A 21,119-nucleotide genomic window follows, 5' to 3' on the forward strand; every position below is an offset into this window, starting at 1 on the left:
CACCGTCCGCCTTAAAGCGGGCGGGCATGACTCATCAGCGCGCGTCATCGCCTGCGCGCGAACGATCGAACACTTGACTTAGCGGTCCAGGCTGTTCGCCGCCCCGCGGCCTGCGCAGGGACGGCGAACAGGGCTCCTAGATCCGCCACACGTACGCCAACTCCTCAACGCCGCCGCCTACCCGCACCTGCGCGAACAGGCTCTTGAACACCGCACCGAGCCCGTCAGGCTCCGGGTTGGCCAGCCACGTCGACTCCGCCTCCACCCGGTCCTGCACGAGTCGCTCCACCAACTCCGCGTCGATCACATCGCGCAAGCAGCCGCACAGGAACAGGTACACGCGCCGACCATCCGTCGCCCGGGAGGGCTGTAATGGCCGGTCACACCCGCCGCAGATAAGCAGCGACGTCAGACTGAACCGGGGCAACTCGAAGTTGCTGAGCCGCCGGTCCATGGCCGGGGTAGCCACCGGATCGGAAGGCCATCGGCGTGGTTCAGCACCGAGGAAGTGGCGCGTCGAGGCGTGCGGCGTGAGTGAGCGTTGTAGCTGGTCCATCCGTAGTCCCCGCTGATTCGTTGGTGATGCATCTCGTACCGCCATCGATGCCGTCTCCGCCAAGTCGTGCTGGTTTCGACCTGTCGGCTGGCTTGGTTCCTGCTGGCTGGCGGTGCTGCGTTCATCGGTGACATGAGGCTACGATCGCGTCACGGAGTGCAGAACTGACTGTCAGTGCGGGTACCTTGCGCGGCAAAGCAGATGATCCGGGGGAAGGCCATGGCACGCGGGCGGGCAACACTGACCGGGAGTCCGGGTTCGCGGACGATCGGTGTGGTGTCGGGCTTTGTGCTGAAGCTCGCCCGGCAATCAACCGCACTGACCCAGGAACGCCTCGCCGAGCGGCTCGGTGTCGACCTCAGCACCATCCAGGGCTGGGAGTCCGGCCGCCGGCCACTTTCAGCCGTCAGCGCGGGCGACTTCCTGCGGTTGTGCGGCCAGCTGTCGCGGTTGGGCGCTCCGGCGTCCACAGGGCGCCATCTGCGCGAGGCGATCGAAGCCGATCAGGTGCTCTCAACCGGCATTTCCGCAGGCACCGCATGGGTACAGCCAGATCGACACCCGCTCGCTGCGAGCGTCCACCGCTGGACCGTCACCAACTTGATCACGTGGCCGATGCTCGGAAAACAGCCGCAGCATCTGCACGAGTTCACGCCCCCGCCGTCCCAACGTGGCCCTACACCGATCCAGCCAGAACTCGCTGTCGAGGAACGGGACCGGTTCTTTGACCACCTGCTGACCGTGGCGCAGCGCGCTGAACGCGCCGACGAGGCCCTGCTGCGGCGACAAGCGGTGTACCTGCTCGGCTTCGACGGCCGGCCGGAAGCCGTCGACTGGCTCCGCAGCGAATGGCATCGCGCCGGACGCCGAAGGGTCCCAGCCGGAGACATCACCGGCCTGCTGGAGGCCCGCTCCGCATCCGTGGCTCTCGCCGCCGCCGGAGACAGCACACACCTGTATGACTTCGTCGAGCACATGACCGACGAGCCGGGGGAAGCGGCGAACCTCAACTACTGGGCGTACTGGATCGGCGAATTGAACGACGAGCAAACCAGCGACAGATTCATGCTGGACGCCGACACTCGGTCCTGGACCGGCGCGCGGCTGCTTCACCACCTGCTGCGCCGCCTCGACCCCGAGTCGCCTCACCTGCCGTTGAACATCTGCACCCTGCACACCCTGGTCGCCTCTCGGCCCTCGCTACTCAACGGCCACCCCACCGTCCGCGCGTCGCTGGGCGAAGCGCTCGGTAAACTCGCCGCCACCGGAACGCTGGGCCAGGTTGAACGCAACCAGCTGGCCGGCCTGCAATACGCGGTCCGCATCGCTGACCGCTAGAGAGGACTTCGACGTGCCAGGTGACGCCGAGGCGCTTGCCGCCTTCGGGTACGAACTCGGCCTGCTCAAGCGCATACGACGTTCCGGTTGGTGGCATGTCGGCGTTCGCGACCCCGAGTCAGTAGCCGAGCACACGATGCGGACCGCCCAGCTCGCCGCGATCATCGCGGCTGAAGAAGGAGGCGATCCCTCCCGCGCCGCGTTCCTCGCGCTCTGGCACGACACCCAAGAGACCCGCACCGGCGACCTGCCACACACCGCCACCGCATACCTGAACAAGCCAGAGCCGCGCCGGATCACCGCCGATCAGACCCAGCAGCTGCCCGCACGTAGCCGCGACGCGATCCGCGATGCGGTCGATGAGTACGAGTCACGGCAGACGCTGGAAGCGGTGTGCGCGAAAGACGCCGACAAACTGGAGATGCTGTTGCAAGCCGTTGAGTACCGCGACACCGGCTTTCATCGGGTCGATGCGTGGATCGCCTCCGCACGCGACAGCCTCAAGACCGAGACCGCTCGACGGGTCGCCGAGGCCGCAACCGTTCTGTCTCCACTGACCTGGCGCGACCGGTAAACCAGACAACTGGTTGGCTACTGCCAGCGAGGCCGATTCAGACGGATACAACGCTGAAAACTGTTGATCCGGGACGCAGGGATCTTGCCGACCTTCCGATGTTCCGAGTTCGCTACCACTTCGGCACCGCCACCTCCACCTACCGTTGGACGAACTTCGCTTACGCACCGTGACGAGCAAGAATGCCGGGCGCGCGTTGTCTGCCATGAGCGGATGGCAGCGCAGATCGCGCTCGGGGGAGGAGCAGACCCTTGCGGTCGTGGCCGGTTCATGGCCTCGGGTTCGGCGATCGATGTGCAATCGCCCTGCACCGCCGTCGGCATGGACGCCATGCGCGGCACGCTGGATCACATCGTCGGAATGCTGGACCAGTTGATTGAATGCGGCGACAGTTGGCCGTTCCAGGGGCGGCGGGCACGCGCCGCGCGACCTCGATCAAGTCAGCGGAGGCGTACGCACGGTTCCGGTCATGGGGCACGGCGCCTCCCCGATTGGGCGATGCCGGTCGCCGCCGGTGACATGTGGGCGATATCGGCCCTGCGACGCGGCCCTACCGTCCGAAACGATCCAGGTAGCGTTGCCGGACCGCGTCGAGCCGATCGCCCGTTCCCTCGACCTGCCAGAAGCCCCAGGGGTCTCGCGCCGACCCGACAACATACTCCATCGCTTTGGTGGGCGAGGCCGCAACGGAACCCTCCTCGGTCTCGATGGTTCCCTCCGGACGCACGCGGGCGTAGTGCATCTCGCTGCGCCGGCGACCGATGAGGCGATCGCCGGCATTGATGAGGCCCGCCTCCACCAGATCCTGGAACCGGACCCCATAGCGCGTGCGCTTGGCGGGTGCGGCCGGCCCAGGAGGAATCGAAGCCGTCAACCCGAGCTCGTTCAGGCTCCAGATCTGCTTGGCGATTTCGAGGTAGAACTGTCCACGAGCCTCGATAAACGGTTCCAGTGGGGTGCTCGCGTCATAGGTGGCTACCATCTGGAACACACCCTTGCCGCGAAGGAACTTTTCCAACGTGCCGTTGCTGCGTCGGAAAAAGTCTGCGTTGAGCATCCCGGCCAGCCGAGTGTCTTTGCGATACCGCACCAGTTTGTCTTCGAGGAGCATCCCGCCGTATTTCCCGTTCTCCGCTCCTTCGAGGAGCAGCAGCGCGCCAATCGAGTTACGCAGATGGCCGTACAGCCGGGCGTTCGGTACCTTATGCGCATACGCCGACGCCGTGCTGGTGAACAAATGTTCGATCTCGAAGTCACGATCCCGAACTCGACGCATGAGGAAGCGCTCGGTGGGATCCACCTCGCCGTTGCTGGCGCCCATCTCCGCCCACGCCGTAAGGCGTGTCAGTACGTAGTGTACAAATCTCCGCTTGGTGTCGTAACGAAGGTCCGGGATGCGGTCCAGCCGGGCGGGCCAGTCGGCCGCGTGTTCCCCGAGAACGCGACTCAGTTCGTCCGCCGACTCGGACAGCCGTACCCGGGGCATGACCGTCGATACCAGCTCATCGATGTGTTTCTGCTCGACCGGTTCGTCGTAAAGGGTCTGCGTCACGTAGAACAGGTCGAGGAAGTTGGCCACCATGCTTGCCTTCTGCTGCCATACCGCCCTCTCGTCGCCCGAGCGCAGGGCGGCGACGGTTAGGTCGAACTGTTCGACCATGCCGTTGAAGGCGTTGTACCGGACAGCCCGCAGATGCGTGTTGAGCTGGGACCGTGCCTTCAGAAGCTCGGCGTAGACCTCGTGGAACGGGTGGAGTACTTCTGTGAGCAGGCGGGCCCGGTCACCGTTCTTCCGGTTGGGCCAGATGTCGTCCTCGTGTACCCGCACCCACTCGGAGGTTGCGTCGTTCAGACTCGGCCCAGGCATTTGCGCAACCTCAGGGAACCTGGCTCGGAAGACAGTCCTCAGATAGGCGAAGGCGGCGCCCCGCTCGACCTTCTCTAGGGCTGCCACCATCTCAGTCCACGTTCCCTCAAAGGCACGGGGATCCTCGCCGGCGTCGCTAAGCAACAAACGCTTGAGATGATCCATGGGTGAAAGGCGAAGCCCAGTGTCGTTGATCGATTGGTACATCTCGTCGGCGCGGACGCGATCCCCCGCGTCCATTACAACCAGCGAAACCCGATAGAGCAACCATTCAGCGAACAGGATTAGTACATCGCCACGGAGCTTTTCCTTGAAGTGGATTTCGATGAGCTGATACGCCCGCCAGATTCGATGGATAGCGGCAGAAGAGTTGTCGAGGTTGGGATTGTGCCCGTTCAGCAAGGCGTTGAAGCAGTCGGCGTACTCGTCGACGTCCACGCGGAAAGTCTTCTTGCCGAACCGGTCGTTCATGATCAACATGTGGAGTTGGGCGGTTTTGCCGGCCGCTCTCGGCATTGCCGCCAACTGCCGTCGCATATAGATCAGCATGAGCAGAAGGGTGATGATTCGCTGCTGGCCGTCAACCAGGAATGCCTTGGTCCCTTCGGAATGCATGATGTACGGACCGAGGAAATAAGGATCGTATGACCTCACGTCATTCAGAGAGTGTTCTTCACTCCACTGATCCAGGAATTTTCGGGAGAGGTCACTCACCAGTCGCGCGACCTGCTGCTCCTCCCAGACATAGTCACGCTGGTAAGAGTCGAGAAGGAACCACTTGTTGTTGAACGCCGCCTCGATAGACTGATCACGGGCTCGGACCAGTTCCTTCGGTTCGCCCTTGCTAGGTTTGCTTCTCCTGGCCATGGCGCTGCGGCTAGACGCCTACGACAGCTTTGGTTGCCGCGATGGGCTCACCGCCGCCGCGCCATACGTAACCGGAACGAACCACCCGAACAGCCGTTCCGGGATCGGGTGCCTCCCCCTCGGCCTCATGCGTAGCCGGGTCGAACGGGACGGTATCGCCCGGTTTGCCGAGCTGCCACAGCCGTTTCCGCCTAGCCTCCTCGGCGAGGAGTTTGGCGACCTCGGTGATGGTGTCACCGCGTGCCTGGAGCACCTCGACGGCGACTGCCAGCTCGGCCACAAGCCTAGCTTGCTGGAACTGGTGTTCTGCCCATCCGGCGTCGGTGGCCCCGGCCTGCGCGAGGGCGTCTGTCACGTTCTGCACCCACGGGGTTGTCAGCCACCGCGGTAGCCTCGCGGTCAGGCGGTGGGCCAACAGATCCAATGAACTCTGCGCTGACCGCCGTTCGGCCAGCCACTCGTATTTCCTGTTCGCCATGGTGATCTGCGGATGCAGTCTGATCACGCGTTGGATCCGTGTCCAGTGGCGGTCGATGTCGTCCTTCTTCATACCCGCGTCGATCAGCTGCTGCTTGATGTCCTGGGCAGGGATCGGTTTGGGTGAGACGCGGATGATGTCGACAAATACGGAACCTGGATCTTTCCCGAACTGTCTGACGAGGGCTTCTGCGTCCATGGCGTACCGTCCCTCAGTCCGAGTTACGTATTCTCGGATGGTAATCACATAAGTGGAGACTGCGAGTGTCGGCTGTGCGACAGGCGCCATCCGTTCCGATCAATTCGACGTTGCGCTATGGACGCCCCGCGGCGGTCGCGACTCCGCGGCTACCCGCGCGTGCCCCACACCGATGTGCAACAACCAGCGCGGTCCCGACCTGGGTTGGTCAAGCCGACCACCACGCCGATGACCCCGCCACGAGCCACAACAGGCCGGGACGCGCTGCGCTCGGGCCTGGCCGTAGAGCCCAGACCCCACCCCGATCACCATGTCGGCAAGGAAGGGCGAAGGCCGCTTGAGTTCCTTTCCGTCATAAAGCAGATCTCGACACAACACCCTTCGTCTGTCACCAGGACAGGGTCATTGCGTTTCCATTTCCGCAGGGCAGACGGTTTCGAAGTTCCGGAATCGATCGTGGAAGCGCTAAAAGATCTCGTCGAGGGGTCGTCCGACCTCGACAGCGCTCGAAAGCGGCGCTGGTTCCAAGCGTTGATATGCAAGTCGGGTGGATATCCCCGATATGACACCTCCTCTCTGCAGCGCGGCACGGGTGACTTGCGCCGGCATCGATCGCGGGTCTTCTGGTGTCGTCTGCGACTTGACCTTCATCCGAAGGCAAGCGTCGATCGGTGTGTCGCCGTTCGGTTCGCGGACACGCCTCCCAGGCCCTCGGGCCGGACGGTGACCTTCACGCCGGTCCAGTTGGAGGTCGAGCCAAGTGTTGTACGCGTCGCGTCAGTCGTCGCCCGGTGGTCGGATGCGGCCGTCGAGGCGTCGTCGCCCACCTGCCGATGTCGTTGATGTGCTGCTGTGGCAGCTCGCGGTTGACGTCGCTGCCGCGCACCGCGCCGATCGTGGCGGCAACTGTACGAACCTCGCCTGCCGGGGAGTCCTTGGCCGCTGTGCCGCTGCCCGGCACGCCGAGCATGCCTTGCGGCTTGCCTGCCGACCGATGGGCGGTCAGCCCACCGCACCGACGGGCCCGCCGCAACGCCGCAGCACGTCACGGCACACTGAGCCAGTCCCGCAGCTGGCCAACCCGACGCCGCCCCGAACGCGGGCCGCGTCCCCGCGAGCAACGCCGGCAATCGGCCGAGCCGCGACGGCCGGGCCACACGCCGGATTCGCCGGGTGGTTCACCAGAACGGCCACCTCTACGTACATGCAATCGCGGCCGGCCGACGACACATTCTTTGATCAACTACCGGCAGCCCTTCAAGCTGCGGCCTGACCGAGCCGCCCCGTTTTCGCTGCTAGGACCGCAGAAGGGCTCGTTCGGCCGCTGGACGGGACGGCTCGAATCGCTACCCGCCGACACGGAACGAACTGAAACAGCACGATGTTCGAACAATGTCAAGAGTCGTTGCCAATTCGTTATATTCGAGGTGTTGACCGGGACACTGCCGCTGTTGCCTACTGGTGGTACATCCCCGTGCAGCGACCTCAATCGCTGGGCCACATACGTTCGGCCGATGCGGGCGCTCCCTCGGGAGCGCCTGTTGTCGTCAACGCCGAACCTCGTGGACGCGTCCCGGGTGCACCGATCGACAGGAGGCCCACCATGAAGGACCCGCACTCGGCGAACTGATCCTCGCCAACCGCCATCCGCTCACACCGAGCAGATGCCGGACATGCAGTGACCGGCGCTCTCGGTCCCCGGCCAGCGGTGCAACCTGGGTCGTTCGTCGCTGCCCTGCCCCTTGTTCGAAGCGGCCACGCTCGCGTGGTCCGCGTGACGAACCCTGCCCGCGCTCTTTGGTTGCCTCCGGTACGCCGGACGGCCGCGCTCCTTGAAAAGTCCACAGTGGAACCACCCGCACCGCCAACCGCCCGGCCGGGCGTTACCCGGCAGGCTCCCGCCTGCCCAGCAACCGGACCCAAGCCCGCAGCCATCCAAACCCTTTGAAGATCAGGAGAACCGTTGCCCCACCCCCATCCCATCCCTCCCGGCACCGGTGACAGCGACAACAGAACCGGTCCCGGCCTCCATGAGAGACTCCACCTCGACCTCCACGCCGGCGTCCATCTTGACCAGGGCACCCGGACGGACCCCACCCAGCCGCTCACAGCGCAGGACACCGCCGCTGTCAGCGATCCCGCCCGCGACGCGACTGACCCTTCCAGTCGGGTCCTGTCCTGGGGTAGAGATACCCGTCGGCGGCGATACCCGGTGACCGATCCGGTCCTGCGGGTGCAGTCGCACCTGACCAACCGCGACCACACCCTCCTCGGGTGGCTCGCCAAGCACGCTGTGCTGACCTCGTTCCAGATCGCCGACGCGCTGTTCCCGTCGCGGGACTTCGCCCAGGAACGGCTGCGGACCCTCACCCGGATCGGCGTGCTGGACCGGTTCCGGCCGCAGCGACCCGACGGCGGTTCCTACCCCTACCATTACATCCTTGCCCAGCTCGGGGCCAAGGTCGTCGCAGCGCAACGCGGCGACGACCTCCCCCGCCGGCGATCGTTCCTGCTTGACCTCCATCCGACCGTCCCGCTCCCAGTCCTGGTCGACCTCCGACTTCGACCGGACACCCAACTGGACCCGTGGAATCGGCTCACAGCCCAGGTCAACGGCGCTGTCAGCCACAGCGACAATGCTGCGACAGACCCTCATGTCTGGGTCTTCCCTCGGGTAGCTCCGTCGTCTGGGGTTGCCCATGGGTGACCCTGTTCTGCGAGTCCAGGCTCAACTGACCGACCGCGACCACCTGCTGCTCGGCTGGCTCGCCGACCACGGCGTGCTGATCTCGTTCCAGATCGCCCGTGCGCTGTTCCCGTCCATCGACTACGCGCAGGAACGGCTGCGGAAGCTCACTGCCCTCGGGGTGCTCGACCGGTTCCGGCCGCAGAGGCCTGACGGCGGCTCGCACCCCTATCACTATGTCCTGGCTCAGCTCGGCGTCGACGTGGTCGCCGCGCAGCGCGGCGAGGACGTGCCGAGACGTGACTACGCGCGTCGGCGGCGTTGGCACCTGACCCAGCGGGCCAACCTGCCGCACCTGCTGGGCACCAACGGATTCTTCACCGACCTCGCCGGCCACGCACGAACCCAGCCAGGTTGCGAGCTGCAACGCTGGTGGTCGGCTGCACGCTGCCAGGGCATGGGTGCGTTCGCCCAAGACGGCGACGACGTTCACGTCCGCGCGTACGTCGCCAGCGTCCGGCCCGACGGCCACGGAGTCTGGGCGGAGCACGGTCGTGCGGTGCCGTTCCTCCTGGAGTACGACACCGGCACCGAACGCCCCCTCAGCCGCCTCGTCGACAAGCTCGACGGGTACACCCATCTCGCCCGCGTCACGGGCAGGGTGTGGCCGGTGCTGTTCTGGCTGCACTCCGCCGGCCGGGAGCGCCGTCTGCACCAGCTTCTCGCCGATCGTGGCGGCTACCCGCTGGTGGCCACAGCAACGTACGACGCGGCTACCGCAGCCGGCAGCGGCGATCCTGCCGGTGCGGTGTGGTGGCTGTACCGGCACGCCGGTGGACCTCTACCTCTGGCCAAGCTTGCTGATCACATCCCCGCGTCAGCGGCGGGCCGCCGCTGATGAGGACTGAGAGAACGACCGTACTTGCTGACAGCGCCGAACCTGCTGAACTGACAGCGTCCAGAGGTAGCATCCGCTCTCCGCGTCGGGCCGAGGGCATCGTCCAGGTCGTCATCATGCTCGCGATCGGTAGCGCTGCCGGCGCCGCGAGCTTCACCCACGTCCATAATGTCGCCGCCTCGCACGGGCAACCGGGCTGGCTGGCCTGGGCCGACGCCATCGTCCTCGAGCTGATGAGCATCGCGTCCGGACTGGAGATGCGACGCCGTAAGCGTGCCGGCACCTCCCTCGTGTTCCCGTCGCTCGTGCTCGGCTTCGCCGTGGCGCTGTCGCTCATGGCACAGGTCGTCGAGGCCGAGCCATCCGCGATCGGCTGGATCGCCGCCGCCGTACCAGCGCTCGGCTTCCTCGTCATGGTCAAGATTGCGCTCGGTCGTGCCGGTGCGCCGTCCGCAGCGGACCGAGTCGAAGCGGTGCGGACGGTCCGCCCGTCCGCTGGGGACGGAAAGCGGACCGCGCAGGGCCGCAAACCGTCCACCCGCAGCAACCCCGACATCCAGGCGCTGCTGCCCGCCGCGCGGCGAGCGAGCCAGGAGCTTGCCGCGGACGGTCAGAGGCTCACCCGCGAGACCCTGGCCGAGAGGCTCCGCGCGGACGGCTACACCGTCGCCAACGCCCGCGTATCCACCCTCGTCAGGACCTTGAAGACCGAAGCACCGTAACTCCAGCATCTCGCCCTACGTACGGAAGGAGACCGATCGAGCCATGTCTACGACACCCGCCACTCGCCTCAGTAGACGCCGAGGAGTCCCATGCAGCCACGCAGTCCGCGTGCTGCCGCACGCCGTACTGCACCACGTCCACGCCGGACGCCCGAGACCCAGTCCGAACCATCCGCCGACACCGACTCCGCTGCCCCGCCACCGTCGAAGACCGACCTTGCGATCGAAGCAGCCATCAAGGCGCTGGTCGAGACAGCTCCACCCTTGAGCCAGGAGACCCGCGAACGCCTCGCCGACCTGCTCTCCGCAAGCCGGCGAACGATCCGTCCGTAGCCAAGCCGTCGGTCGGGACCGGCATCGATTCGGTCCCGACCCACGGTCCTCAGTCGGTGAGCGCGGCGGGCAGTGGTTCCCGGTGCAGGACGCTGAGCCGGGAGACTGCGCGGGTGAGCACGACGTAGAGGCGGTGCAGGCCGCGTGGTTCGGCGGCGACGATGGCGGCGGGTTCGATCACGATGACGTGGTCGTACTCCAGGCCCTTGGCAAGGCTCGCCGGCACCACCGTGACCTGTCCGGCGGCGGGGCTGTCGAGGGCGGCGGGCTTCATGCCGGCTGATTCCAGCGCCGTGCGTATCAGGTCGATCTGGTGGTCCGCGGCGATCACGCCGATCGAGCCGAGGTGCGTCATGGCGGTCTTCACCTCGGTGACCACTGCGACTGCGAGGTCGTCGACGGCCTGTACGGTCAGTTCGCCGTCGCGGCGCAGCGAGACCGCGGGTGGCACGTTGACGTTCAGCGCGGGCAGCAGCCGGTTGGCGAGCGCGACGACGACGTCGGGCACGCGGAAGCCGACGCTCAACGGGACGACGCCGGCCTCGGGTTTGCCGAGGTGGCGCAGTGATTCGGTCCAGTCGGTGGCGGCCCATGGGGCGGTGCCCTGGGCGAGGTCGCCGAGCAGGGTGATCGAGCCGTGTGTGCTGCGGCGGGCGATCGCGCGACACTGCATCGGCGAGAGGTCCTGCGCCTCGTCCAGGACGATGTGACCGACGCTGGCCTGACGTTCGAGGAGACCGGCGGCCTCGTCGATGAGGACGAGATCGGCGCTACTCCATTTGGTGGCGCGGGCGGTGCGGGGCGGTTTCGCCCAGACGACTGCAGCCTGCTCGTCGGCGGTCAGGATGCCGTCCGCGGCCAGCGCCAGCCCTTCGGGGTCGCGGAGCAGGTCGAAGACGAGCCCTTCGGGCGTCACCGCCGGCCAGGCCGGGTCCAGGACCTCCAGCACGGGCCGGGCCTTGCCCATCTTGCGGGCCCAGGTTTCGGGGGGCGACTCGCCGGACTTGGACTCCGCTTGGCGTTGTAGCAGCGACACGATGCGGGCTCGGACCCGTTCTCGTCCCAGCGCGTACGGCGGATCTTCGCGCCGGACGTCGTCCACGACCCGGCGGAGTGCTTCGACGGTTACCCGCCATCGGTATGCGCCGTCGGAGACCTGCAACGGCTCCTCGGGGCGGGCCAGCCGGGACCACAAAGCTCGGTGCAGCACCGTCGCCATCCGCGGATCGTTTTTGACCATCTCCGTCTCGACCGGATCTGTCGCGCGGACCGGTACCCGAGCGATGAGGTCCTCGATCGTGGACTGCTGCACTTCCAGCTCACCGAGGGCGGGAAGGACGGCGGCGATGTAACCCAGGAACGCCTGGTTCGGGCCGACGATCAGTACACCGGCTCGGCGAAGGCGCTCACGATGCAGATACAGCAGGTACGCGGCGCGGTGAAGCCCGACGGCGGTCTTTCCTGTGCCAGGAGCGCCCTGAACGCAGATCGAGACATCGAGGTCCGCGCGAACGAGTTCGTCCTGCTCGGGCTGGATGGTGGCCACGATGTCGCGCATCGGACCGACGCGGGGGCGCTCGATCTCCTCGGTCAGGATTCGGCTTGCCGTGCCCAACTCTTCGCCACGGTCGAGGCGCTCGTCCTCGAAGCTGGTCAGCGCGCCTTCGGCGAAGCCGAACCTGCGGCGGATCTGCACGCCCTGCGGGTCCCGGGCGCTTGCCCGGTAGAAGGCGCGGCTGACCGGAGCGCGCCAATCGAGGACCAGCGGCTCGCCGCGCTCGTCGGAAACGTGGCGACGTCCGATGTGGAACCGGCCACTGAGCTTCTCATCGACGTCTGGAGCGCCGCCGGTCTGGGGACCGCTGATTGGCGCACCGTCGAGGTCGAGACGGCCGAAGAACAGTGGAGTGCGGGGATCATCGGCCAACTCGGCGACCCGCCGGGCCAGCGTGATGCCGAGCGTCTCCGCTGCGAAGGGGTCGCCGGCGACGGATGCGCCACTGGCGTACAACTGCTCGGCACGGAGCCGCATCGCGTGCAGCGCGGCGCGCGAGGCTGATAGGTGGGTTCGCTCAGCGTCGAGCTGAACATCGAGGTCGGTGGACGGCATCGGGTTCGGCACCTCCCGGGTCGATGAGTTGACCTGGGCCGCCCGGCCTCCCGCAACGTGCGGTACCGGCAGTGCCCGGCGCAGCGATGCCGCGCACGAGCCGACCATCATAGCCTCGGTGTCGAGACCATGCATGCGCTTTCCGGCACCGTCACACCAGGAGACCTGCCGGCCACAAGCGGGATCGACGCCATGGGGGGTCGAAACGGTAGTGCGCGGAGAGAACGCCAAATATCGGGCTATTGTCCAGACGTACACATGCAACTTGATCGGTCAGGCGCACTCTCGACACAGCGGAGAATCTTTGTCGAACATACCCAACCCATATACGAAATTGCACTTGGAACAGCGCCGCTCATTTGCTCTCTGCCCGCAAGCACACATTCCGCAGCGCCAGCACCGTGATGCGTGACAATTAGGACAGTCATCTGGTACAGCCTCTGCCACGAGTCCACAGACGTGGCATTCCCATCCAGGTTCCACAAATGACTTGGAACGCTGCGTGTAGGACGGCAACCAGGGTGGAACCTCGTCAGTTAAGACGGTGTAGACGTAGCGGAATGAGGGGTCTCTGACGGAGTCAGCGTATAGGCTAGACCACCGTTTACCGCTCGGGAATGAGATCCAGGCATCCTCACTTTGGGCACTACCGAAGGTCGCGGCCCGCAAAGAGATATGATCATCGCCTTGGTATGTTCCCGCCGTGGGCGGAAATCTGTCACCCGACACTGCGGAGAAAACCACGGTTCCTGACATGTCAGATAAAACTACCCAGCCAGCCACAGGAAGCAATTGAGCAACCTTGACACAACAAGCAGAGCGCGATGCCTGACTGGCGTCAAAGAGCTGCTGGACAGATGTGGCAGTGATTATCCCACTGCCTAAGACCCGTTGATGTAAGTTGCTCCCGAGCAGCACCTCCGCCGCGAACGCGTCGCATACCTGCTCCTCTAAGCGGCGCCCAAAATCGGGCTGCTTCGCTAGCGCACCGTCGACCCATGGAGGGTCGTTTTGCTGCAGATAGTGGCCTATTTCATGCAGAAGGGTAAACGTTCTTCGGCCCGGGCTAAGATCGTTCGCGATCGTTATCTCTGCCGGTGACACACGTAGATTGCATTGCCCCGCCACCGAACAGTCTCCGTTGCCGCTTGAGGCGACCGTGTGGACAACAACTTCTGGCCAGCGCGCGATCTCCGACCAAGCGTCCATCTGCAGGCTGGAGATCACGTCAGACTTCAGAGCCGCGAGCCCCTCGCACAAGCGCTCTGCTGCAAGCTGAACTTGGTACTTAAGGTAGCGGCCATCAGAAAGACGCGAAAGATCGAACTGCTCCGCCACGGAAGACTCCTGAGGAGGAATTATCAGAACAATCTCACGATTGTAGGTGCTGGTCGAGGTAGAGGTCTACCCTTGACTCCCAGTCCGGGTCACTCCCTGCCCCCACCTGCCTCGCCGCAACCGGCTTCAAGTCTCGAACGATATGAATACGCGCCGCAGCTTCATCCTCATGGCGAGTCGCAGCAAGCGCCTTAATTCGGCTCTTCCGACTAGGAGTATTAAGAGCACGCACCAGAGGTCGTAGCCGTTCCACCAGGCGGGGACCTGAATTCGGTGGATGGGTACGGAGTCCGTCACCAGCGAGAATCGATATTTCGTCCGGAGTCAGCGTTCGGTCACCGCGAATTATTGCGATCGCATCGGGCAGTGAGACGCTGAGAATCCGCGCAAGCCGACTGGGTTCAAAAGTGGCGGCATCTAGGATGCTAGAAAGGTTCAGCGAGTCGCCGAGTTCTGAGTGCTCAGACCACTCTTCATCGCTGAAACGAGCGAATGCGTCGGCGATTAGGATCGAGCGGGCTACACCGGCATCCGTCGAGGCGGCTAGGTCGGCAACACCACGAACAAAGTCTAGATGAGCTTGTTCACTTTCGTGAACATCAAGAGCATCGCCCAGATAGCTATCCAGCATGTGAATACCGAGCCCGGTTTCCACACCCCACCAGACTGTAAGATCGACGACTAGATCGTGCAGACGAGTGTCGATGGTTTGCCCATCAGAAACCAGGGACTTCGCGGTTGCCGGGAATCCGAGGATGAACTCATCATGCACCGCGCTGATAACGACAAGCGCGCGCAAATCGTTCCATCCAATGGCCCAGCATTGACCAACAGAAGGAATCGCGTTCCTGCCGTTAATTATTCGATCATAGAGAACGCGCTCCTGGAAGCTTCCTCGCTGGAGCTCATCAACCTCAGCCGACAGAATGGCTGCAGAATCGTTCATAGATCTGCCCTTCCTATCGCCTTCTCTGTTGAGATCCGAGTGCTTTTCGCATCTTTGCCTCAAGCGTTGACCGTTCAAGGATTCTGGCCATCTCGCCCGCATAGGGCTGGGGAAGCGCCCCCATGAACGGAAGATCAACACTCCCGAACCGGTTGACCGCAACCGTCCTCTGATAGCGAAGAGCGAAGACACCGTCTTCATCGAGGCCGGAAACCAGACCTGCTGGGGTAAAGACGCCCTTCTGCTGAGTGCTGGTTGTGCGCCCTAGTACAACAACCTTTCCCGCCACACCTTCTCGAACAACTCCAACTGGACGGTTCGGGCGTGGGTCTGCTGGGTGCAGTACCCGATTGTTCGACATGTACACGTCTGCAACATGAGGCGTCGAGCTCGGCACCCCTGCAACTTAACGGTCGGAACTCCAACAGGAAACCCAACGTAGGGGTGGTGATACATATTCGAACGTTTGTTCTATGATAGCTCCTTACCGCACCCTTGACAAGGTGGATGAACTGGTACATACCGTTCAACATGCATTCGTCAGCTTGGTATCCCCTCACTCCGGTAGACGTTCGAAGTACCCTGATGGTGGTGTGTTTGTCTCCAAGTAATCTCCACCGTCGAGGGATCGAAGCCGCGCCCCTTCCGTCCGGACGGAAGAATCCGAACGGTCATCAACTCCTTGACCACTAGCCGCTGGTGGCTGAGCGGCAGGCCGTCCCACACTGCCTTAACATCGTCCGCTCCGATCAGCGGACTCAACGGCGAATCCACGACTGCCGCCTGCAACTGACTCTCGATCTCCGCCTGCCGCTCCTTGCCCTTCGTCGTCGCAGCCAGCAGTTGCCCCCGATCGATCAGCCCGAGCGCCTTGTCAGCGGCCAGCTCGTTCAGGTTCTCGCGGATGGCCTTCGCCTCGGCCCGCAGCGCCGCAACGTCGACTTCAGGATTGGCCGGCGCCACAAGATCCGCCGCATCCTCACGGGCCAGACGCGCAAGGACTGCTCCGACCACGTATTCGTCCGTATGCTTCACCGACCGCACGAGGTGTGCGTACTCGCCGCACCGATAGGCGGGCACTCGCGCACCGACCCGCACATGGCAGGTGGTCCGGACACTCAGATCCTCCCGCGTGCAGATCCCGCAGAGGTAGAGCCGACTCCCGAGCCACTTCGGCGCCGCGCCAGGGTTGATGACCCGCCCAGGCTCGGTCAAGATCCGCTGTACCGCCCGGAACAATTCCAGCGGCACGATCGGCGCCCAGGGCGCGTCGCCGATCTCTTCGCCTCGGTACACGATCCGCCCGGCGTTGCGTGCCCGCAGCAGCACCTCACGCAGCCCTTCGGCCCGCCACGGAGCACCAGCGACGGTGACCGACTTCCGCCGGCGAAGGTCGAGTGCGATAGACCGCAGCGATGCCCCTTGCACCAACCGCTGACTGGACTCGGCAATGATCGCTGCCTCGGAAGGTCGGATGGTTCGACCATCTTCCTCAAAGCCGTAAGGCCGCCGCCCACCGCCGTACCGGCCGGTCATCGCCTGGCGCTCACGAGCCGCCGCGACCCGGCGAGCGGTGTCACGAGAGGACTTGTTCGCCATCGCCACCATGACCCGCGCCATGGTGATGTCGGCATCAGTGGCGAGCCGCAGTGACCCAGTCACCGACTCGACCGGGATCTTGAACTGCTCGGCAAGGTCGATCAGATCCTCAAGGTCCCGAGGATCTCGCACCACCCGGTCGAGGTCGAGCGCCAACAGCCCGTCGTGGGCGCCGGACGCCAGCAGCGCGAGACTCTCCCGGAACGCCGGCCGGAAGGTCCGCCACTCGCTACGACCGTCCGGCAACTTCACCTTCCGCCGCTTGAACGCCGACACGCCGCGCACTTTGCCGTCTGCCGAGGCGACGTCGTTCTCCACGATCACGCGAGTGACATTCCATCCGAGTTGGGTGCCATGGTCGCGGACACGCTGTTCCTGGTCGACAAGTCCGCGGCCCAGACCAGCTTCGTTGAGGTCCACTTCCCGCAGGTCAGACAGTCGCACGAGCCCCAGGGCATTCATAGGTTTCAACACATCAACGATGATTGCTCCGTTAGTGTGGCGAAATCAAGGGTCCGGGAAGACCGCTGTCGGGCTGCACCGGGCGGCGTACCTGCTGTATCTGCACCGGGAGCGGCTGCGCCGGTCGGGGGTGCTGATCGTCGGGCCGAACAGCGCGTTCTTGAGCTACATCGCCAGCGTGCTCCCGGCGCTCGGTGAGATCGAGGTGCAGCAGTCGACGATCGACGCGCTGCTCAGTACACCGGTGAAGGCCGTCGACACGGACGCCGCGGCCGCGGTGAAGCACGACCCGCGGATGGCCACGGTGCTCGCGAAGCGGCTCAACGGCAAAGTGAAGAGGCCGGAGGCGCCGTTGCAGGTGTCCGACGGGTCCTACCGGTGGCGGGTGTCGACGGAGGCGCTGCGGCGGGTCGTCGACGACGTGCGGCGGGAGGCGCCGCCGTACGGGATCGGGCGGGAGCGGGTCCGGGCGCGGATCGTGTCGCTGCTGATGCGGCAGTCGGAGGCGCGGCGCGGTGACTCGCCGAGCGAGGGGTGGCAGCGGCGGATGGGCCGTTCGCAGCCGGTGCTGGAGGTCCTGGATCACGCGTGGCCGGCGGTCACCCCGGAGCAGCTGGTGTTCGAGGTGCTCAGCGACCCGGCCGACGAGTTGCTCGAGCCGCACGAGCAGGCGGCGATCGGGTGGGCGAAGCCGCCGAAGACCGCGAAGTCCGCGCGGTGGACGGCGGCGGATGCGGTACTGGTCGACGAGGCCGCCGGGCTGATCGACCGGGTGCCGTCGTTCGGTCACGTGGTGCTGGACGAGGCGCAGGACCTGTCGCCGATGCAGGCGCGGGTGATCGCACGGCGCTCCGAGCACGGCTCGATCACGCTGCTCGGCGACCTCGCGCAGGGCACGGCGCCGTGGGCGGCCAGGGAGTGGCGCACACTGCTGGAGCACCTCGGCAAGCCGGCCGCGCGGGTGGTGCCGCTGACGACCGGGTTCCGGGTGCCGGCCGTGGTTGTCGCGCTGGCCAACCGGCTGCTGCCGGCGCTGGGCGTCGACGTGCCCGAGGCGCGGTCACTGCGGACCGACGGGGCGCTCACCATCGGTGCCACGTCGTTGGCGGATGCGGTACACCGGGCGCTGCAGTTCGAAGGCTCGATCGGCGTGATCGCGGCTGACGCGACGGTGCCGCTGATCGTCGCCGCCGGGATCGAACACGAGCGGGTCACGGTGCTGCCGGCGAGCCTCGCCAAGGGTCTCGAATACGACCATGTCATCGTCGTGGAGCCGGCCGACATTGTCGATGCAGAGCCCCGCGGACTCAACCGGTTGTTCGTGGTTCTGACGCGGGCCGTGTCGCGGCTGGACGTCCTGCACGAACGTCCGCTTCCTGCTCCGTTGGATAGGGTGTCGTGATCTCTGTCCGGATGTCACTATCTCGAAACAGCTTGAGTGGGAGCGCAGCGACCACGTGGGGTGGGAACCCCCACGGAACCGTGTGCGAAGCCGCCGGAGCTGGAACCTGTGTGACAACCGGAGGGACGCGGAATGCGAGTAAGGGGTTACGCGCCGGGTACGCCGTGCTGGGCCGAGGTCGCCAGTCCCGACCCAGTTGCCGCGCGCGCGTTCTACGGCGGTCTCTTCGGCTGGCAGTTCAACGATGACGGGCACTTCACGCTCAACGGGCGTGCCGTGGCCGGCCTGCGCACCGCCTCCCGCGGCGGGCCGGCCGCGTGGCTGATCTCGATCGCGACCGACGACCCGGCCGGCACCGCGGAGGCGGTCCGGCAGGCCGGCGGGACCGTGAAGGTGCCCCCGACCAGCGTGCGGGACCTGGGCACGATGTCGGTCGTCACCGACGCGGGCGGTGCGGTCTTCGGCATGTGGCTGCGCAGCAGGTTCGGCGGCGCGCAGGTGTCGTTCGAGCCGGGCGCGATCTGCTGGTATGAGCTGGCGTCCCATGACCTGGACCGCACCGGCGCCTTCTACGGCGAGGTGTTCGGCTGGCACGCCGTGCAGACCGAGAACGCCGAGCCGTACTTCGAGCTGCACCACCACAACGACGCCGTCGGCGGGCTGGTGCCGATCGACGACCGGTTCCCGGCCGGGCTGCCGGAGCACTGGACGGTGTGCTTCATGGTCGACGACGCGGTCACGGCGTGTGAGCGGGTGGCCGAGTTGGGTGGCACGGTCGCGCGCAAGCCGATGCTGTCATCGGCGGGCTGGTACGCCCGTGCCGCCGATCCGTCCGGTGCACATTTCGCACTCATCGAGATTTCCGACGAATACGGCTTTTAGGCTCCGTCGGCTCCGCCAGCGGTGCCGTGGGGCCCATGCTCGCTGCGCTCCCACTCGTTCCCTATCAGGACTTCGTGACCGTGACGTCGTCGACGGCAGCCTCGATGAGGCTGGCGCCGGCGGCGTCGGTGGCCTCGATCAGCAACTGGATGGTCTTGCCGGCGTAGGGCGTCAGGTTGGCGCTCGCCTCGGCCCAGGCCGCGTCGCGGTCGCTCGTCGCGCCGGCCTTGGTGAAGATCACGGTCTTCGCGCCGTCGTGCAGCACGCTGACCTTGAAGAGGTCGCTGGCGGAGGCGTTCGCGGCGTGGGCGAAGTACCAGGACCAGTCCAGCGTCAGCGTGCCGCCGGCCGGTAGCGGGATCGACGGTGACCGCACGCCCGTGGTGCCGCCGTCGACGTCGTAGCTGCCCGCCCCCGAGCCGGCCTTGCGGCCGGTCACCAGGTCGTTGTCGCCGCTGACGGCGCCGCCGAGCTGCTTCGGGCCGTTCTGCGTGGTCGACTCCGGGTTGCCGCGCTCCCAGAGTCCGCTGGTGGCGGTGCCCTTGGTGACCGTCCAGCCCTTGGCGCTCTCGAAGTCGTCGGACCAGACCGCGCCGTTCTCGCAGTACTGGGCCTGCTTGCCGATGATCCGGTACACGCAGTCGGCGAACTCCGCGAGTTGCAGGCTCGCCTCCTTGTTGCGGCTGGTCTGCGCCGTGATCACGCTTGCCGGCGGGTAGAAGCCGTTGGTGCTGGTGTCGGCGCCCGGGTACATCTCGAACGTGAAGGCGAAGATGCCCTGCGTCGCCCACAGCCAGTCGATGATCGAGCCGTCGGTGATGTAGAGGTCGCTGGACTGCTCCGGGGTGTAGCCGTTGGAGTTCGCCATCCGGGTGCCGAGGCTCTTGAACGCCGCCTGCTGGTCGGCGTTCAGCCCGGTCGCGGTGTCGGCGGTCGTGTAGCCGAACGGCCAGAGGATCAGCTCCGAGTACGTGTGGAAGTCGATGCTCGTCCTGATCTGCTGCACGCCGCCGACGCGGCGGCTGAGCACGAAGTCCCGCAGGTGCTGGATCTCCGGCGCGGAGAACGCCGACGGGCCGTGGTACGTCTCGGACGACGGGTTGGCCGACGAGCCGCCGCAGCAGGCGAACCGGAAGCTCCAGTTGCGGTTCAGGTCCGTGCCGACGCTGCTCGATCCGGGGGTGGGCTGGCGGTTCTTGCGCCAGCTGCGGTACGACCCGGTGGCCACGTCGTACTCGCCGCCGTCAGGGTTCAGGTCGGGCACGATCCACAGCTCACGGCCGTCGACCAGTTTCGTGATGCGAGGGTCCTTGCCGTAGCCGTCGGTGTACAGCTTCACCAGGTACAGCGCCATCTCGACGGTCAGGTGCTCGCGGGCGTGCTGGTGGGCGCCGTAGAGGACCTCCGGCTCGTCCTCGTCCACCGCGACGTTGTCCGAGATCTTGATCAGCGGCATGTCGCGGCCCTCGTAGGACTTGCCGAGGCTGGTCCTGCGGATGATCGCGGGGTGGGCGGCGACCGCCTTGTCGAGCTCGGCGATCATCTGCGCGTAGTTGTGGTACGCCTTGTCGGCGGCCGGGAAGTCTTCCTCGTGCTGCTCGGTGACGAGGAAGCCCTGGTCGCGGAGCATGCGCACCTCGGAGGGCAGCGCGGTGATCTCGGCGCGGCCGTGGTCGATCGCATCGATGGCGGCGCCGCTGCGGGCGACCTGGTTGCGGTCGTCCAGGGTCCGCACGCCCTCGACCACGTACTGGCCCGACTCCTCCGCGGGCGCGGCGCCGGCGGGATTGACCCCCACGAGCACCAGCAGCCCTACACCGGCGAGCGCGAGCGATACCGAGAGCCTGCGGCCCATCGAGCCTC

The 21,119-nt window shown here is 65.8% G+C and carries 13 protein-coding genes and 2 pseudogenes; 7 read left to right on the forward strand and 8 right to left on the reverse strand.

What is annotated here, in order from left to right; genetic code table 11:
• Positions 1–136 precede the first annotated feature (136 nt).
• Positions 137–340, reverse strand: coding sequence for a hypothetical protein (locus OHA72_RS07280; RefSeq protein ID WP_327007078.1), 204 nt, complete (start codon positions 338–340; stop codon positions 137–139).
• A gap of 492 nt (positions 341–832) precedes the next feature.
• On the opposite strand from OHA72_RS07280, the gene OHA72_RS07285 reads away from it, so the two are divergent.
• Positions 833–1,894 carry a helix-turn-helix domain-containing protein gene (locus OHA72_RS07285; protein WP_327007079.1) on the forward strand — a complete coding sequence of 354 codons (1,062 nt, stop codon included), beginning with the start codon at positions 833–835 and terminating at the stop codon, positions 1,892–1,894.
• Positions 1,895–1,907: 13 nt separating this feature from the next.
• Positions 1,908–2,468, forward strand: a complete 561-nt coding sequence (locus OHA72_RS07290) for an HD domain-containing protein (RefSeq protein WP_327007080.1) — start codon at positions 1,908–1,910, stop codon at positions 2,466–2,468.
• A 550-nt stretch (positions 2,469–3,018) separates the two neighbouring features.
• On the opposite strand, the gene OHA72_RS07295 is transcribed toward OHA72_RS07290, so the two are convergent.
• Both OHA72_RS07295 and OHA72_RS07300 read right to left on the reverse strand, forming a co-directional pair.
• Complete coding sequence (locus tag OHA72_RS07295; RefSeq protein ID WP_327007081.1) at positions 3,019–5,202, reverse strand: GmrSD restriction endonuclease domain-containing protein; 2,184 nt, start codon at positions 5,200–5,202, stop codon at positions 3,019–3,021.
• Between the two features lie 10 nt (positions 5,203–5,212).
• The gene (locus tag OHA72_RS07300) at positions 5,213–5,878 is read right to left on the reverse strand and encodes a hypothetical protein (protein WP_327007082.1); all 666 of its coding nucleotides are present in this window, start codon (positions 5,876–5,878) and stop codon (positions 5,213–5,215) included.
• Between the two features lie 2,212 nt (positions 5,879–8,090).
• Between OHA72_RS07300 and OHA72_RS07305 the strand changes: the two are divergent.
• The 3 genes and pseudogenes from OHA72_RS07305 to OHA72_RS07315 form a co-directional block, all read left to right on the forward strand.
• A pseudogene (locus OHA72_RS07305) lies at positions 8,091–8,378 on the forward strand (replication-relaxation family protein); the annotation flags it as partial.
• Positions 8,379–8,577: 199 nt separating this feature from the next.
• On the forward strand, positions 8,578–9,462 hold the full coding sequence (locus OHA72_RS07310) for a replication-relaxation family protein (protein ID WP_327007083.1): 885 nt from the start codon (positions 8,578–8,580) through the stop codon (positions 9,460–9,462).
• 116 nt (positions 9,463–9,578) lie between these two features.
• Positions 9,579–10,184 (forward strand): DUF2637 domain-containing protein, encoded by a 606-nt coding sequence (locus OHA72_RS07315; protein ID WP_327007084.1) that lies wholly within the window; start codon positions 9,579–9,581, stop codon positions 10,182–10,184.
• Between the two features lie 382 nt (positions 10,185–10,566).
• On the opposite strand, the gene OHA72_RS07320 is transcribed toward OHA72_RS07315, so the two are convergent.
• From OHA72_RS07320 to OHA72_RS07330, 4 genes are all read right to left on the reverse strand, one after another.
• Positions 10,567–12,627, reverse strand: a complete 2,061-nt coding sequence (locus OHA72_RS07320) for a HelD family protein (RefSeq protein WP_327011489.1) — start codon at positions 12,625–12,627, stop codon at positions 10,567–10,569.
• Between the two features lie 273 nt (positions 12,628–12,900).
• The gene (locus tag OHA72_RS64565) at positions 12,901–13,836 is read right to left on the reverse strand and encodes an ImmA/IrrE family metallo-endopeptidase (RefSeq protein ID WP_442788701.1); all 936 of its coding nucleotides are present in this window, start codon (positions 13,834–13,836) and stop codon (positions 12,901–12,903) included.
• A 163-nt stretch (positions 13,837–13,999) separates the two neighbouring features.
• Complete coding sequence (locus OHA72_RS07325) at positions 14,000–14,911, reverse strand: hypothetical protein (protein WP_327007085.1); 912 nt, start codon at positions 14,909–14,911, stop codon at positions 14,000–14,002.
• Positions 14,912–15,451: 540 nt separating this feature from the next.
• Positions 15,452–16,972, reverse strand: a complete 1,521-nt coding sequence (locus tag OHA72_RS07330; protein WP_327007086.1) for a recombinase family protein — start codon at positions 16,970–16,972, stop codon at positions 15,452–15,454.
• 49 nt (positions 16,973–17,021) lie between these two features.
• Here OHA72_RS07330 and OHA72_RS07335 point away from each other — a divergent pair.
• Together OHA72_RS07335 and OHA72_RS07340 are read left to right on the forward strand one after the other, a co-directional pair.
• Positions 17,022–18,374: pseudogene (locus tag OHA72_RS07335) on the forward strand (HelD family protein); the annotation flags it as partial.
• Positions 18,375–18,506: 132 nt separating this feature from the next.
• Entirely contained in the window at positions 18,507–19,256 is a 750-nt protein-coding gene (locus OHA72_RS07340) for a VOC family protein (RefSeq protein ID WP_327007087.1), read from the forward strand.
• Between the two features lie 64 nt (positions 19,257–19,320).
• Here the strand turns inward: OHA72_RS07340 and OHA72_RS07345 are convergent, their stop codons facing one another.
• A complete protein-coding gene (locus tag OHA72_RS07345; protein WP_327007088.1) occupies positions 19,321–21,111 on the reverse strand; it encodes a M14 family metallopeptidase in 1,791 nt (596 codons plus the stop codon).
• Between the last annotated feature and the right edge of the window lie 8 nt (positions 21,112–21,119).

The organism is Dactylosporangium sp. NBC_01737 (assembly GCF_035963215.1).
Taxonomy (GTDB): Bacteria; Actinomycetota; Actinomycetes; order Mycobacteriales; family Micromonosporaceae; genus Dactylosporangium.

Excerpts from the sequence above, each read along its gene's own strand:
- OHA72_RS07300 (WP_327007082.1), bottom strand. The coding sequence starts at position 5,878 with ATGGACGCAGAAGCCCTCGTCAGACAGTTCGGGAAAGATCCAGGTTCC.
- OHA72_RS07310 (WP_327007083.1), top strand. The coding sequence starts at position 8,578 with ATGGGTGACCCTGTTCTGCGAGTCCAGGCTCAACTGACCGACCGCGAC.
- OHA72_RS07330 (WP_327007086.1), bottom strand. The coding sequence starts at position 16,972 with ATGAATGCCCTGGGGCTCGTGCGACTGTCTGACCTGCGGGAAGTGGAC.
- OHA72_RS07325 (WP_327007085.1), bottom strand. The coding sequence starts at position 14,911 with ATGAACGATTCTGCAGCCATTCTGTCGGCTGAGGTTGATGAGCTCCAG.
- OHA72_RS64565 (WP_442788701.1), bottom strand. The coding sequence starts at position 13,836 with ATGGACGCTTGGTCGGAGATCGCGCGCTGGCCAGAAGTTGTTGTCCAC.
- OHA72_RS07295 (WP_327007081.1), bottom strand. The coding sequence starts at position 5,202 with ATGGCCAGGAGAAGCAAACCTAGCAAGGGCGAACCGAAGGAACTGGTC.
- OHA72_RS07315 (WP_327007084.1), top strand. The coding sequence starts at position 9,579 with ATGCTCGCGATCGGTAGCGCTGCCGGCGCCGCGAGCTTCACCCACGTC.
- OHA72_RS07340 (WP_327007087.1), top strand. The coding sequence starts at position 18,507 with ATGCGAGTAAGGGGTTACGCGCCGGGTACGCCGTGCTGGGCCGAGGTC.
- OHA72_RS07345 (WP_327007088.1), bottom strand. The coding sequence starts at position 21,111 with ATGGGCCGCAGGCTCTCGGTATCGCTCGCGCTCGCCGGTGTAGGGCTG.
- OHA72_RS07320 (WP_327011489.1), bottom strand. The coding sequence starts at position 12,627 with ATGCCGTCCACCGACCTCGATGTTCAGCTCGACGCTGAGCGAACCCAC.